The 15,171-nt window shown below is 34.6% G+C and carries 16 protein-coding genes; all 16 read left to right on the top strand.

Going from position 1 to position 15,171, the window contains the following annotated elements:
• Positions 1-35: 35 nt before the first annotated feature.
• Positions 36-1,163: an NAD(P)/FAD-dependent oxidoreductase gene (locus tag NYQ10_RS14170; protein WP_289876994.1), complete on the top strand. Its 1,128-nt coding sequence runs from the start codon at positions 36-38 to the stop codon at positions 1,161-1,163.
• Positions 1,164-1,877 carry a methyltransferase domain-containing protein gene (locus tag NYQ10_RS14165; protein WP_289876993.1) on the top strand — a complete coding sequence of 238 codons (714 nt, stop codon included), beginning with the start codon at positions 1,164-1,166 and terminating at the stop codon, positions 1,875-1,877. It begins immediately after the preceding gene.
• Positions 1,874-2,926, top strand: coding sequence for a type III polyketide synthase (locus NYQ10_RS14160; RefSeq protein ID WP_289876992.1), 1,053 nt, complete (start codon positions 1,874-1,876; stop codon positions 2,924-2,926). Before NYQ10_RS14165 ends, NYQ10_RS14160 begins: the two co-directional genes overlap by 4 nt.
• A 10-nt stretch (positions 2,927-2,936) precedes the next feature.
• Positions 2,937-3,374, top strand: a complete 438-nt coding sequence (locus tag NYQ10_RS14155) for a 3-hydroxyacyl-ACP dehydratase FabZ family protein (RefSeq protein WP_289876991.1) — start codon at positions 2,937-2,939, stop codon at positions 3,372-3,374.
• Positions 3,371-4,639, top strand: coding sequence for a beta-ketoacyl-[acyl-carrier-protein] synthase family protein (locus NYQ10_RS14150; protein WP_289876990.1), 1,269 nt, complete (start codon positions 3,371-3,373; stop codon positions 4,637-4,639). The genes NYQ10_RS14155 and NYQ10_RS14150 overlap by 4 nt, the downstream gene beginning before the upstream one ends.
• Before the next feature lies 1 nt (position 4,640).
• The gene (locus NYQ10_RS14145; protein WP_289876989.1) at positions 4,641-4,895 is read left to right on the top strand and encodes an acyl carrier protein; all 255 of its coding nucleotides are present in this window, start codon (positions 4,641-4,643) and stop codon (positions 4,893-4,895) included.
• On the top strand, positions 4,892-5,413 hold the full coding sequence (locus NYQ10_RS14140; RefSeq protein WP_289876988.1) for a 4'-phosphopantetheinyl transferase family protein: 522 nt from the start codon (positions 4,892-4,894) through the stop codon (positions 5,411-5,413). Before NYQ10_RS14145 ends, NYQ10_RS14140 begins: the two co-directional genes overlap by 4 nt.
• Positions 5,414-5,873: 460 nt before the next feature.
• On the top strand, positions 5,874-7,547 hold the full coding sequence (gene kaiC / locus NYQ10_RS14135; protein ID WP_289876987.1) for a circadian clock protein KaiC: 1,674 nt from the start codon (positions 5,874-5,876) through the stop codon (positions 7,545-7,547).
• 5 nt (positions 7,548-7,552) lie between these two features.
• On the top strand, positions 7,553-7,846 hold the full coding sequence (locus NYQ10_RS14130; protein ID WP_248726578.1) for a circadian clock KaiB family protein: 294 nt from the start codon (positions 7,553-7,555) through the stop codon (positions 7,844-7,846).
• 2 nt (positions 7,847-7,848) lie between these two features.
• The gene (locus tag NYQ10_RS14125) at positions 7,849-8,160 is read left to right on the top strand and encodes a circadian clock KaiB family protein (RefSeq protein ID WP_276173904.1); all 312 of its coding nucleotides are present in this window, start codon (positions 7,849-7,851) and stop codon (positions 8,158-8,160) included.
• Complete coding sequence (locus tag NYQ10_RS14120) at positions 8,150-9,406, top strand: sensor histidine kinase (RefSeq protein ID WP_289876986.1); 1,257 nt, start codon at positions 8,150-8,152, stop codon at positions 9,404-9,406. The genes NYQ10_RS14125 and NYQ10_RS14120 overlap by 11 nt, the downstream gene beginning before the upstream one ends.
• 1 nt (position 9,407) lies before the next feature.
• Positions 9,408-9,806 carry a response regulator gene (locus tag NYQ10_RS14115; RefSeq protein ID WP_289876985.1) on the top strand — a complete coding sequence of 133 codons (399 nt, stop codon included), beginning with the start codon at positions 9,408-9,410 and terminating at the stop codon, positions 9,804-9,806.
• A gap of 192 nt (positions 9,807-9,998) precedes the next feature.
• Positions 9,999-10,934: a calcium:proton antiporter gene (locus tag NYQ10_RS14110; protein ID WP_354669340.1), complete on the top strand. Its 936-nt coding sequence runs from the start codon at positions 9,999-10,001 to the stop codon at positions 10,932-10,934.
• A 539-nt stretch (positions 10,935-11,473) separates the two neighbouring features.
• Positions 11,474-12,883 carry an NADP-dependent phosphogluconate dehydrogenase gene (gene gndA, locus NYQ10_RS14105; RefSeq protein ID WP_289876984.1) on the top strand — a complete coding sequence of 470 codons (1,410 nt, stop codon included), beginning with the start codon at positions 11,474-11,476 and terminating at the stop codon, positions 12,881-12,883.
• 28 nt (positions 12,884-12,911) lie between these two features.
• Positions 12,912-14,450, top strand: a complete 1,539-nt coding sequence (zwf, locus tag NYQ10_RS14100) for a glucose-6-phosphate dehydrogenase (protein WP_289876982.1) — start codon at positions 12,912-12,914, stop codon at positions 14,448-14,450.
• Positions 14,431-15,147, top strand: a complete 717-nt coding sequence (gene pgl, locus NYQ10_RS14095; RefSeq protein ID WP_289876981.1) for a 6-phosphogluconolactonase — start codon at positions 14,431-14,433, stop codon at positions 15,145-15,147. The genes zwf and pgl overlap by 20 nt, the downstream gene beginning before the upstream one ends.
• The last annotated feature ends 24 nt before the right edge of the window (positions 15,148-15,171 follow it).

The following is a 15,171-nucleotide window of genomic DNA, read 5'->3' as shown; positions in this document are numbered from 1 at the left end:
AACAATATTCCATATTTTATGACTAAATTGGTGGTATGGAAAAAAATCCAGATGTACTTATTATTGGCGGCGGTCTTGCTGGTTTAGCAAGCGCTATTCATTTGTCTAGAGCTGGATTGAAAGTCACTCTTTTAGAAAAAAACAATTACCCAAAACATAAAGTTTGCGGCGAATATATCTCAAACGAAATTTTACCTTATCTAAACTGGCTTGGCGCAGATGTTTCTGTTCTCGATCCGTCTAAAATTACCAATTTCGAATTTACAGCTCAAAATGGCAAAAGCGCCGAAACTAAACTTCCTTTAGGCGGATTTGGAATTAGCCGTTACGCTTTAGATCATTTTTTATTTGAAAATGCCATAAAAAATGGATGCATTATTATTAATGAAAATGTGACAGATGTTTCTTTTGAAAATGATGCTTTTACGGTAGAAACTTCAGAACAAAGTTTTTCTGCTAAAATAGTTTTGGGAGCTTACGGAAAACGCTCTAATATCGATCAGCAATTGGCTCGAGAATTTATTGGTAAAAAATCGCCTTGGTTGGCTGTAAAAGGTCATTATTATGGAGATTTTAATCCTAATTTGGTCGCGATTCATAATTTTGATGGCGGTTATTGTGGTGTTTCTACTATCGAAAATAATATCATAAATATCTGTTATTTGGCAGATTATGAAACTTTTAAAAATTATAAAAATATAGAAGACTATCAAAAAGAAGTTCTTTATAAGAATAAAAATCTAAAAGCAGTTTTTGAAAACAGCACTCCCCTTTTTGATAAACCTTTAACTATTAGCCAAATTTCTTTTGATAAAAAACTGCCTGTAGAAAACCACATTTTAATGATTGGAGATACTGCTGGACTTAATCACCCGATGTGCGGCAACGGAATGGCAATGGCGATTCATAGTGCAAAAATAGCATCAGAATTAATCACTGATTTTTATAATGGCAACATTGTTTCGCGTGATGCATTAGAAAAAAAATATGCTAGAGAATGGAAAAAGCAATTTCATAAACGTCTTTTTTTCGGAAGAATTTTAGCTAAAGCTTTAACGCACAAAAAACTGACTTCTTTCATAACTATTATCGCGGCATCTTTTCCATCTCTTCTTTCAACCATAATCAAACAAACGCACGGAAATCCTGTTACCACAAACTAAATGGCAATAAATACGAAATATAGAACCGAAGAACCCGAAATAATGGACGATTTTTCGCTTGAAGGCGAAGAACTTATTCATGCGCTTGATAAAATTGCGGCGATTAACCGATTATTGGGTGGAAACAAACTCACTTTGCACGGCATCAAACAGCTTTTAGAAAAAATTGATGTTTCTAAACCTGCTACAATTGCTGATGTTGGTTGCGGAAATGGAGATATGCTAAGAATGCTTGCAGAATACGGAAAAAAACAAAACATCAATTTTAAATTAATCGGTATTGATGCAAATGCTTTTACAGTAAATTACGCTCAGAAACTTTCTAAAGAATTTAAAAATATCGAATATTTATGTTTGGATATTTTTAGTGAAGAATTCCGTGATGTAAAATACGATATCGCTTTGTGTACCTTAACCTTACATCATTTTTCAAACCAAGAAATTGAAAATATTTTAGATCTGCTTCATCAAAATGCAAGAGTTGGAATTGTAGTAAACGATCTTCATCGCAGTAAATTGGCGTACCGACTTTTTGAAGGAATTTGTTTTGTTTTCAATCTCAATAAAATGTCAAAAAATGACGGTTTGGTTTCTATTTTAAGAGGATTCAAAAAGAACGAATTAGTGCATTTTTCTAAAAAATTAAATTTAAATAACTATTCCATTAACTGGAAATGGGCTTTTCGTTACCAGTGGATAATTTCTAAAATATGAGTGTAAAGATAATTACAGCTGCGAAACAGCTTCCGCAATATTCCCGTTCAACCGAAGATATTCTTCCACTTGTAGATGTTTGGCTGGAAGGACAAGAAGAACGTTTTATCAAAAAAGTAAAGAAGATTTTTGAAGGTGCATCGGTAGACAAAAGATATTCCATTATGGAACCTTCGGAAGTTTTTACCGCCACTTCTTTTGAAGAAAAAAATGACATTTACAGCAGAGAAATGATCGTTTTAGGACATCAGGTTCTAGAAAAAGCACTTGAAAAAGCCAATTGGGATCCACAGAGTTTAGATTATATTATCACAGTAAGCTGTACCGGAATTATGATTCCGTCTTTAGATGCGTATCTCATCAATAAAATGAAATTACGCCAAGATATTGTGCGCCTTCCCGTTACCGAAATGGGTTGCGCAGCAGGTATCTCTGGAATTATTTATGCGAAAAACTTCCTGAAATCAAATCCTGGAAAACGCGCGGCAGTCATTGCAGTCGAATCACCAACGGCTACTTTTCAGTTAAATGACTTTTCGATGCCGAATATTGTCAGCGCAGCCATTTTTGGAGACGGCGCGGCCTGTTGTTTATTATCCTCTGATGAAAAAGACGAAGGTCCAGAAATTCTAGACGAACAAATGTACCATTTTTATGATGCCGAACATATGATGGGTTTTAAACTCACGAATGGCGGACTTCAAATGGTTTTGGATATTGAAGTTCCAGATACGATTGCATCTCATTTTGGCGATATTATTCATCCCTTTTTAAAACAGAATAATCTTGAAATTAAAGATGTTGACCACATGATTTTTCATCCGGGAGGAAAAAAAATTGTAAATACGGTCGAAGAACTTTTTTCAGGTTTGAATAAAAATATAGACGATACTAAAGAAATTCTGAAACAATATGGAAATATGTCGAGTGCAACCGTGTTATATGTTTTAGAGCGAATTATGGATCGAAAACCTCAAAAAGGAGAAAAAGGTTTAATGCTGAGTTTTGGACCTGGATTTTCTGCACAACGTGTTTTATTACAATGGTAATTTTTGAATTATGGAATTAAACGATATTATAAAACAGCTTCCGTACGGCGAACCTTTTTTATTTGTGGATGAATTATTGTCTGCAGATGAAAACGGCGTTATAGGAACGTATACTTTTAACGAAAATCTTGATTTTTATAAAGGTCATTTTAAAAATAATCCAGTTACACCCGGCGTTATTTTAACAGAAACAATGGCGCAAATCGGAATGGTTTGTTTGGGGATTTTCTTATTGAATAATGACTTGAAAATCGATACCGTAATTGCTTTTACATCAGCCGATATGGAATTTTTAAAACCTGTTTATCCGAATGAAAAAGTAACCGTAACTTCAGAGAAACTATTTTTCCGTTTTGGGAAACTCAAATGCAGTGCGGTAATGAAGAATGAAGCAGGACAAGAAGTTTGCAGAGGAATTTTGGCAGGAATGATAACGAAAAGATTATGAAAAAACGAGTAGTAATAACAGGTTTAGGCATTGCTGCACCAAACGGCGTCGGTATTCCCGAATTTACAAATGCTATTAAAAATGGCATTTCGGGAATTCGTCATGATGCGCAGTTAGCCGAATTGCAGTTCTCTTGCCAGATTGCGGGTCAGCCACAGATTTCTGACGAACTTAAATCGCACTATTTTACCGAACTCGAACTCCGCGGATTTAACAGCACAGGAATTCTATACGGCGTAATTGCAGGATTAGAAGCTTGGAAAAATGCAGGTTTACCCATAAACGAAACTCCAGATTGGGACAGCGGAACCATTTTCGGATCTGGAACTTCTGGGATCGAGAAATTTCGCGAAAGCATTTATAAAATTGATGATTTACAAACCCGAAGATTAGGAAGCACTGTTGTTGCGCAAACCATGAACAGCGGTGTAAGCGCGTATTTAGGCGGAAAAATTGGACTTGGAAATCAGGTTACTACAAATTCATCGGCTTGCACAACGGGAACTGAAGCTATTTTAATGGCTTACGATCGCATACAATCTGGACAAGCAAAACGAATTTTAACAGGAAGCACTTCAGATAGCGGTCCGTATATTTGGGCTGGTTTTGATGCGCTTCGCGTTTGTTCTTCTAAATACAATGAAAATCCAGAAGAAGGTTCAAGACCTATGAGCGCAACAGCTTGCGGTTTTGTTCCAGGAAGTGGCGCAGGCGCTTTGGTTATTGAAGATTTGGAAAGTGCTTTAGAACGTAATGCTACAATCTATGCAGAAATTTTAGGCGGAAACGTCAATTCTGGCGGACAACGCGACGGCGGAAGCATGACAGCTCCAAATAGTATTGCCGTGCAAAAATGTATTAAAGATGCTATTTTGAATGCCAATATAAATCCAAACGAAATTGATGCCATAAACGGACATCTTACCGCAACCACAAAAGACAGTCTGGAGATTGAAAATTGGACAGAAGCTTTAGACCGTTATGGTTTTGATTTTCCGTACATTAATTCTTTAAAAAGCTTAACTGGACATTGTTTAAGCGCATCAGGAAGTATTGAAAGTGTGGCTTCCGTTTTACAGCTTCACGAAGGATTTTTGTTTGGAAATCTTAATTGTTCCGATATTCATCCTGAAATTACGGCGTTTATTGATGCTGAAAAAGTTCTCCAAAAAACAATAGATTATAAACCGAAAATAATTGCAAAAGCTAGTTTTGGTTTTGGCGATGTAAATGCCTGTATATTATTTAAAAAATTCGAAAATTAAGATGAACAGAAAAGAACTTACCGAAAAACTAAAAGAGATTATAAAACCGTATGCAGCTAATACAGAGGCACACGAAAATCTAACTGAAGAGACCGATTTCATCAAAGATTTGAATATCAATTCGGCTAATCTTGTTGACATTGTATTGGATATTGAAGAAAAATTTGATGTCGTAATTGACAACGCCGACATGGAACGTATGCTCGATGTAAAAACCGCTATTGAAATTATCGAAACCAAACTTGCAGCAAAATGATAGGCAATGATATTGTAGATCTTGCGCAATCTCGGCTCGAAAGCAGATGGTCGCGTAAAGGTTTAATTGAAAAGCTTTTTACTTCACAAGAACAACAGCTTATAAAAAATTATCATGATCCCGAAATTATGGTTTGGCTGCTTTGGAGCATGAAAGAAGCGGCCTATAAAATCTACAATAGACAAACTAAAATAAGAGAATTCAGTCCAAAAAAACTAGTTTGCGACTTGAATTCTCTAAGCGATTTTCAGGCTCTTGGAACTGTTTCTTATCTTAAAAACACCTATTATACCCAAAGTGTCATTTCTACAGAAAATATTCATTCTATCGCTGTAGATAACTTAAAAAATCTCAACAATGTGGTGGAAATCGAAAGAAACGGAATTGTAAAAGACGAATTCGGTATTCCTTATTTAAAAATTTCATCAGCAACTTTTAAAGATGTCTCTATTTCTAATCATGGGCGTTTTGAAAAGGTTGTGACTTATAAGAAACTAAATTATTTAGAATCAAAATAATTATCGTCTTTTTCACATATAATAAATCCAGAATAGTCAATTTATCGTACATATACAAAACGGATTAAAGGAATGCCGTAAATGCAAATGGAGTAGTTTTTGGAGCATATTGTGTTTATCATTCCCAAATGATGTTTTTTTCAAAGTAAACTAAACTTGAAATTAAAAAAGCGATCCCCTAACCGATCGCTTTTTGTTTTTTATGCCAGAGCTGATGCGCATTTTAACATCAAAATCATATCAAAAAATCTATTTTGTTTAAATTTCAATTTTATATGTTAAATATTCACTTATTATTTTTCATTTTTTCAGTTAAATTTTATTCATTTATTACTATATTTAAGTGATTTTTCTTAATTTATTTTTAAAACTTCATTAAACAGCTGTTAAAACTTAACAAGAATTAATTGAAAATCTTGCAAGAAAACGTATATTTGAGTCAATACAGAAATTTATTATCGTGCAAGAAAAAACAACATCACATAGTTTTATATTTCCAAAAACTCCTACTGGAGTTGACGGGCTAGACGAGATTACGGAAGGAGGATTTCCACAAGGAAGACCAACTTTAATCTGCGGTGGCGCTGGATGCGGAAAAACATTATTATCAATGCAATTCCTAATTAAAGGAATTACAGAATATAACGAACCTGGAGTTTTCATGTCTTTTGAAGAACCTTCGGATGATCTTACCCTAAATGTTAAATCGTTAGGTTTTGATTTAGAACAACTTAAAAAAGATAAAAAGCTCGTAGTAGATCACGTTCGTGTAGAAAGATCAGAAATTGAAGAAGCTGGAGAATACGATTTGGACGGTTTATTTATTCGTTTAGGTCACGCCATCGATTCTATAAAAGCAACTCGCGTTGTACTAGATACAATAGAATCGTTATTTGCTGGTCTTGACAATCAAGCAATATTGAGAGCAGAATTACGAAGATTATTTCACTGGCTTAAAACCAAAGGCGTAACAGCCGTTATTACTGGAGAACGTGGCGAAGCAACTTTAACTCGTCAAGGTCTTGAAGAATATGTTTCGGACTGTGTTATCGTTCTCGATCATCGCGTAATTGAACAGGTTTCGACTAGAAGACTTCGAATTGTAAAATACAGAGGTTCAACACATGGAACAAACGAATATCCATTTTTAATTGATGAAGACGGAATTTCGGTACTTCCGATTACGTCTTTAAAATTAGACAATGAAGTTTCGTCTGATATTATTTCTACAGGTGTTCCCGGACTAAACGAAATGTTTAACGGAGGCGGTTTTTATCGTGGAAGTAATATTTTGGTTTCTGGAACAGCTGGAACGGCAAAAACTACTGTTGCCTGTTATTTTGCCAACCAACAATGCGAAAAGAACGAAAGAACAATTTATTTTGCTTTTGAAGAATCTCCGCATCAATTGGTTCGCAACATGAGATCTATTGGAATTGATCTTGAAAAACACATTAAAAAAGGTATTTTGCAAATTCATTCCTCTCGCCCATCTTTAAATGGTCTTGAACTGCATTTGCTCACGCTCAGAAAATTAATCAAAGAGTTTGCTCCAACGACAATTATTATTGATCCTATCAGTAATCTTATTTCGGTAGGAAGTGAACACGAAGTTCGTTCGATGCTAGTTCGATTAATTGATATGCTGAAAGCCAATAATATTACGGCAATGTTTACTTCTTTAAACAAACAAACAGATAATTTCAGACCTGATTTGGCAGAAGAATCAGTTTCTTCATTAGTAGATACTTGGATTACAGTTCGCGATATGGAGGGAATTGGCGAAAGAAATCGCGGTATTTTTATCATCAAAGCACGCGGAATGGGGCATTCTAATCAAGTAAGAGAATTTGTTATAACAAGTAACGGAATCGAATTATTGGATGTAGAATTAGGTCCGCAAGGAATTTTAACAGGCGCAGCAAGACAATCTTATCAATTCAAGAAAACCATGTCTGATATTAAGCTTCAAAACGAGATTAGCAGAAAAGACAGAGAAATTGAGCGTAAACGTAAAGTACTCGAAGCCAATATTGAAGCATTAAGAAACGAATTTGAGTCGGCAGAAGAAGAATTAAGTATCCTTAAAGCAACAGAAGAATTGCAGGAAAAACTATCTTCTAAGAAAAAATAAATCAGATGAAAAAAGAAGTAGCCGAATGGCAATTATTACTTTATATAGCAGGACAAACGCCAAAATCAATCAAGGCGCTTGAGAATATAAAAAAGTATGCAGAAGAATATTTAAAGGGGAAATACAGCATCGAGATCATCGATTTACTGAAAAACCCGCAATTGGCAGAAGGCGATCAAATTTTGGCTGTACCAACTTTGGTGCGAAAATTTCCTGAACCTATCCGTAAAATTATAGGTGATCTTTCTAATGAAGAAAGAGTGCTTGTAGGTCTTAACATTAAACCTATAAACTCTTAGACATGGAAGATTCATCTGATGGCACAAGTACAACCAAACATAAGTTTATGCTTTTTGTTTCAGGTATGTCTGTTAAATCAGGACATGCAATAGAAAATTTACGCAAAATCTGCGACACTTACCTCACAAACAATTATGAATTAGAAATTGTCGATATCAGTCGAGATAAAGAACAAGCTGTTATTCATCAAATTGTAGCGATTCCGACATTAATAAAGACTCACCCAGAACCAAAAAGAATTATTCTGGGTGATTTATCAGATAAAGAAAAAGTATTGTATATACTGAATATAAACGAAAAGCTTGGAGGATAACAAAAAAAATATAGCCGCATTATTAGCAGAAATTGAATCATTAAAGGAAGAACTTTATGAGTCAAACAGTATTGTCAATGCCATAAAACAAGGAGATGTAGATGCACTTGTAGTAAGCAGCAATGGTGTTCCCGAACTTTACTCTTTAGAAACTGCCGATTATACTTATCGCCTTCTTATTGAAAAATTTGGACAGGGCGCTCTGAGTATTTCTAGAAAAGGGCTCATTCTTTATTGCAATGAATATTTTTCGAAATTAGTCGGAATTCCGTCAGAGAAAATAATTGGAAATTACTTAAGCGAGTATTTTGTTAGTCCCACACAATTTGTATCTATAATAGAAGCGTTGCGCTACGGTATTACAACTCATGAAATTCTTTTAAAATCGGAAAATGAAAAAAAGATTTTCCCTGCCTATATTGCCTTAACTGATCTTGAACCTGCTGTAGAAGCCATCGGAATTGTAATTACCGATTTGACAGAAAAGAAAAAACACGAGGAAGCTCTAATTAAACACCAAAAAGAATTAGAAGAAAAAATAAACGAACTCAATAAAACAAATCGTAATCTGGAGGAATTTATTCATGTAATATCGCACGATTTAAAAGAACCACTGCGAAAAATTGTCATGAATACCAGCAGAATTGACCAAAGTTATTTCAAAGAATCGGACGTTAAAGCAATAAATGTCATGAAGTTATCTGCTCTTCGATTAAATTCGCTTGTAGATGATTTAGTTCAATATTCCTCGCACACGGCACAAGAAGAACGAACCGAAATAGATTTAAAAACTGTAATTTCAGAAGTTCTTGAGGATTTTGAAATTATAATTTCTGATAAAAATGCAAGTATTAAAACAGGAAAACTGCCTAGAATTAAAGCTTCAAGAGTACAAATGCGACAGCTTTTCTCTAATCTTATTTCGAACGCGATTAAATACAGTAAAACTAACATTTCTCCTGTAATAGAAATTTATCAAGAAGAAAATTTAGATGCTGAAATACCAAACCAAAATGCTAAATTTGTAAAAGTTCAGATTAAAGATAACGGCATTGGAATGGAAGAATCTCATTTGCTTAAAATCTTTGTCATCTTTCAGCGACTGCACGCCCGAAACGAATATTCAGGAAACGGTATTGGTCTTGCCATTTGTAAAAAAATTATGGAAAACCATTCTGGAAATATTACAGTCGAAAGTACATTGAACGAAGGAACAGTATTTAACCTTTACTTCCCAATTTTATAAAATGCCAGAAAAATATAATTTACATATTCTAATTGCCGAAGACGACATCGATGATGCAGATGTTATGTCAGAAACTTTTAATAATAACCCTAGTTTTAGCAAAGTAAGCATTGTTGCTAATGGCGAAGAACTGCTGAATTACTTAAAAAACGAATCCAACCAAAATCCCGACGTTATTCTTACCGATATCAACATGCCAATTATTGATGGTATTGAAGCGTTGCAAGAAATTCTAAATACTAAAGAATTAAAAGATATTCCGTGTTTTGTTTATTCAACAAGCATTAACCCATCTTACAAAGAAAAATGCGATGATATGGGCGTTAAAGCTTATTTGATTAAGCCTTATTCTTTTGAAGCTTTCGCCGAAATTCCGAAAACTATTTTAAGTATTATTTAGGCTTAAATTTCAGATTTAATTCTTCATAAATAAATCATTTTTTAAGCTCGAACATCTAATTTGAGCTTAAAAAGTGCTTAAAAATGTAGTTTCTATATCATTTTTAACTATAAAAATCCTATCTTACAGAAAAGAGAAAAAAACGATTCTGTTCGTCTTATCGGCATTATAGCTAATTTTAAAAACTACCAAATGAAACAATTATTACAGTGGACCATCATTATTCCAATTCTATCTTGGGTTCTTTTATTTAGCGGATTAGTCGACAACAGCAGTATTTTTCAAATTGTTGCTAGTATTTTACTTATTCTTAGTGTAATGTCGGCTGTTCATCATTCTGAAATTATTGCAGAACGTGTTGGAGAACCTTATGGAACCATAATTTTGGCTATTTCAATCACTGTAATTGAAGTTTCTATTATCGTGTCTTTAATGCTTTCTGAAGGTTCTGAAGCAGCTTCTCTTGCCCGCGACACCGTTTACGCCGCGACAATGCTGATCTTAAATGGTATTATCGGATTGTGTCTTCTCATTGGAAGCATCAAACATTACGAACAGAATTTCTCTACTTCTTCTGTAACCATTGGTTTAGTTTCACTGATTTCGATTATTGTCTTTACATTAGTTTTTCCAACTTTTACGGAAAGTGTTCATGGTTCCTATTATTCAACTCCACAACTTATCTTTGCTTCTATTGCCTGTTTGGTTATTTATGGCTCATTTTTATTTGCACAAACAAAGGGTTATCGCCAATATTTTCTAACAAACGGAACCGATGAAGATGCTAAAACTCATCCGATAGAAATCAATAATAAAACATTTTATACCAGTCTTATTTTTCTTTTGGTGAGTTTAGGAATTGTAGTTTTACTTGCCAAAACCCTTTCTCCTACTATTGAGACTATTATTATAGGCTACAATCTTCCGAAATCTTTAGTTGGAGTTATTATCGCTATAATTATTTTATTACCCGAAGCAATTGCAGCGATAATTGCGAAAAAACAGATTGCAAACAAGCTTAAACTTGGCTTTAGGTTCTGCTCTTGCCAGTATCGGATTGACAATTCCGAGTGTTGCGGCCGTTTGTATTATAATGGGAATGCCAATTGTTCTCGGACTCGATATTAAATCGATTGTACTTTTAGCACTATCTGTTTTTACAGTTATGCTTTCTTTAAGCAAAGGAAAATCGAATATTGTTTATGGCGTGGTGCTTTTGGTTAATTTATTTGCTTTTATGTTTTTGATGATTTACCCTTGATTTTTTTTAAACACATAGAAACATAGATTTTAATTTCTTGAAAAAAGAATACTAAAAGAAACTAGTTTCTCACACATAGCTTTGCGTATATGAAGTCAACTTTGTCAAAGTTTCGAACTTTGACAAAGTTTAATACGACTTTACCAATTACAACGATATAGTTCAAAAACAGCATTATAAGTGTATTTTTAACACCTATAAAAGTATCACAATAAAGGCCAAAAGTGAACTATTTTACTCCTCATTTTTCATCATTTTTCTCTAACTTAGCGCTCTACATTTTTAAATGTAAGATTAAAATAAACTTTGTTTTTCTGCAAAACATTGATTGAAAAAGAATTACCAAACTTTCTCTTACTTTTTGCTAGAAAAAACATTCTTCTAATAATTTAGTTAATTGAAAACTATGAACAAATTTGATTTTGGAATTGTAGGACTCGGTGTAATGGGCCGTAACTTACTTTTAAATATTGCTAGCCATAACTTCGCGGCAGCAGGTTTAGATTTAGATACAGAAAAAGTCAATTCTCTTCAGCAGGAAGCTGATGCAGATCATACTATTGAAGCAACTACAGATGTGAAGCATTTTGTAGAACTTATTCAACAGCCAAGAGCGATAATGTTATTGGTTCCTGCAGGAAAACCTGTTGATAGCGCTATTGCAAGCTTACTTCCTCATTTAGATAAAGGAGATATTATTATCGACGGTGGAAATACTTATTTCACTGATACCGACAGAAGATTTTTAGAATTATCTGAAAAAGGAATTCATTTCTTCGGAATGGGAATTTCTGGCGGTGAAAAAGGCGCACGCTTCGGTCCTGCTATGATGCCAGGTGGAGATCAAAAAGCTTACGAAAGACTTCGCCCTATTTTTGAAGCAATTGCTGCAAAAGTTGACGGAGAACCTTGTGTAGAATATTTAGGAAACGGTTCTGCTGGAAACTACGTAAAAATGGTTCACAACGGAATCGAGTACGGAATTATGCAGTTGATTTCTGAAATTTATGACCTAATGAAAAGAGGTTATAAATTGGATGATGAAACGATTCAGAAAACTTTTGCAGAATGGAATCAAACGGATGATTTAAGATCATATTTAATTGAAATTACTGGAAACATCTTAAGACAAAAAGATGAAGATGGAACTCAATTAATCAACAAAATCTCAGATTGGGCAAGATCTAAAGGTACAGGAAAATGGACTTCGCAAAATGCGATGGATTTACAAGTGCCAGTTCCTACTATTGACGCTGCAGTTAACATGCGCGATATGTCTAAAACAAAACCAGAAAGAATTGAAGCTGCTAAAAAATTAGTTTGGAATGCAACTGATTCTAATGTTTCTCAAAGCGAAGCAATTGCAGCTTTAAAATCGTCTTTGTTTTTCTCTATCGTTGTAACTTATGCACAAGGATTAGCGCAACTTCACACCGCTTCTAAAGAATACAATTATGGATTAAATCTAGAAACAGTTGCTAAAATCTGGCGTGGCGGATGTATCATTCGTGCTACAATTTTAGAAGATTTCAGAAAAGCATACGTTGCAAAATCAGATTTGCCAAACTTACTTTTAGATGGTGGAATTGCTTCAAAATTAACAGAAAACCAATCAGGAATGAGAGCTGTAATCCAGTTCGCCGTTCAACAAGGATTGCCTGTTTCTGGATTGATGAATTCGTTAGCGTATTTTGATGCTTACCGTTCTGCAAACTTGCCAACAAACCTAATTCAGGCACAACGTGATTATTTTGGAGCGCATACTTACGAACGTATCGACAAAGAAGGCGTTTTCCATACACAATGGGCTGAATAACAATTAAAGCAACACAACTACAACCACAATGACTAAAAATAAACTAAAGAATCCAACAATCATTGTTATTTTTGGAGGAACCGGAGATTTGGCAAAGAGAAAGCTCTTTCCCGCATTTCAAAATCTGTACCTTGACGGACGTATGTCTGAAAAGTTTCAGATAATTGCTCTTGGAAGAGCAGAAAAAACCAATGAGGATTTTCGCAGTTATGTCGCAGAAAACCTAAATCTTTTTTCAAGAAGAAAAGGAATTGATGATCCAGAAACTGAAAAATTTCTTTCGCACATAACCTACCATAGTCTTGATATTGACAAAGAAGAATCGTATATCGGATTGAATGAAAAAATCAACAATTTCGATCTGGCTTTTGGCGAACGTGCCAATCGTCTTTTCTATCTTTCTATTACGCCTTCTTTTATTTCAACGATTTCAAGCAACATCAAAAAAATCGGACTTGCGGCAAACCCGAAACAAGATCGTATTATTATTGAAAAACCTTTTGGATACGATAAAACATCTGCAATTGAATTGAATGAAATGCTTTCGCAGACTTTCAAAGAAGAGCAGATTTATAGAATCGACCATTATTTAGGTAAAGAGACAGTTCAGAATATTTTGGCTTTCCGTTTTGGAAATTCAATGTTTGAACCTTTATGGAGTCGTAATTTCATTGATTTTGTACAAATTACCGTTGCAGAAGAAGTCGGCGTTGAAGAACGAGGCGGATTTTACGAAGGTGTTGGAGCATTAAAAGATATGATTCAGAACCATTTGCTTCAAATTTTATGTATGACAGCTATGGAAGCGCCTGCATCTTTAAATGCAGATGATATCCGTAACCGAAAAGCAGATGTTTTAAAATCAATCCGTCGTATAAAACCAGATGAAGTAGATCATTATATTGTTAGAGGTCAATACGATGCTGGAGAAATAAAAGGCGTTCCTGTTCCAGGATATCGTCAAGATAAAGGCATTGCACCAGATTCTAATACAGAAACTTACGTAGCAATGAAGATTTATTTGGACAACTGGAGATGGCAGGGAATTCCGTTTTACTTGCGTTCTGGAAAAAGAATGGAAGAAAAACAATCTTCTATCATTATTCAGTTTAAACCAGTTCCGCATTCTTCATTTTCTTATGGAAAAGAAGGAATGACACCAAATAGATTGATTATCAACATTCAACCTTCAATGGACATTAAACTGCAGTTTATGACCAAAAAACCAGGCTTGTCAATGTCTTTAAGACCTGCAGAAATGGTTTTTGATTATTTTGCCTGTTCAACAATGTCACCAGAAGCATACGAAACATTAATTGCAGATGCATTATTAGGCGATCCTACTCTATTTATGCGTTGGGATCAGGTGGAAGAAGCTTGGGACGCAATTGATACCATTCAGCAAGTTTGGAAAACAACTGCTCCAAAGAATTTCCCAAATTACAAAGCAGGAAGCTGGGGACCTGAAGAAGCTGACGAATTGTTGGCTCGCCAAGGACACAAATGGATTCCGAATACACAAACAAAAAAAGAAGAAGAAGTTTTAAATGATACAGATTTACAATAACACCGAAGAAATCAATACAGTTGCGGCAGATTTATTCGTAGAATCGGCTCAGAAAGCAATTGCTGCAAATGGCAAATTTACTGCCGTGCTTACTGGAGGTTCTTCTCCAGCAGGAATCTATAAATTATTAGCTTCTGATGCTTATAAAAATAAAATAGACTGGAGTAAAGTTTATATTTTTTGGGGAGATGAAAGATGGGTTCCATTAAACGATGATTTGAGTAATGCTAAAATGTCTTACTCGACATTATTAAGCCACGTTCCGATTCCGCAAGAAAACATTTTTGAAATGTACAAAGACGGCGTTACACCTGAAGAATATGCCGTTACTTACGAAGAAATCATTAAAAAGATTTTAGGAGAAGAAGGTAAATTTGACTTGATTTTATTAGGTATGGGAGACGACGGACACACGGCTTCTCTTTTCCCTGGTGAAGCTGTTTTAGAAGAACAAACCAAATGGGTTGACGCCTATTATTTAGCTCCGCAGAAAATGTACAGAATTACGCTGACTGCCCCATTAATCAATAAAGCAGAAAAAATTGTGGTTGTGGCTTTTGGCGAAAAGAAAGTTCATGCTTTGAAAGAAGTTACAACTGGAGAGTTTAATCCAACACTTTATCCAATGCAATTGATTAAACCCGTTTCTGGAGAATTGCTGTTTTTGGTAGATAAAGTTGCTGCTGGACAGAATTAAGAAATTGTTTTTATGATTATAGAA

Origin of the sequence: Flavobacterium johnsoniae (assembly GCF_030388325.1) — a bacterium.
GTDB classification, from domain to species: domain Bacteria; phylum Bacteroidota; class Bacteroidia; order Flavobacteriales; family Flavobacteriaceae; genus Flavobacterium; species Flavobacterium johnsoniae_C.
The sequence above is the reverse complement of the archived record's forward strand: the minus strand, read 5'-3'. Positions and strand labels throughout refer to the sequence as shown.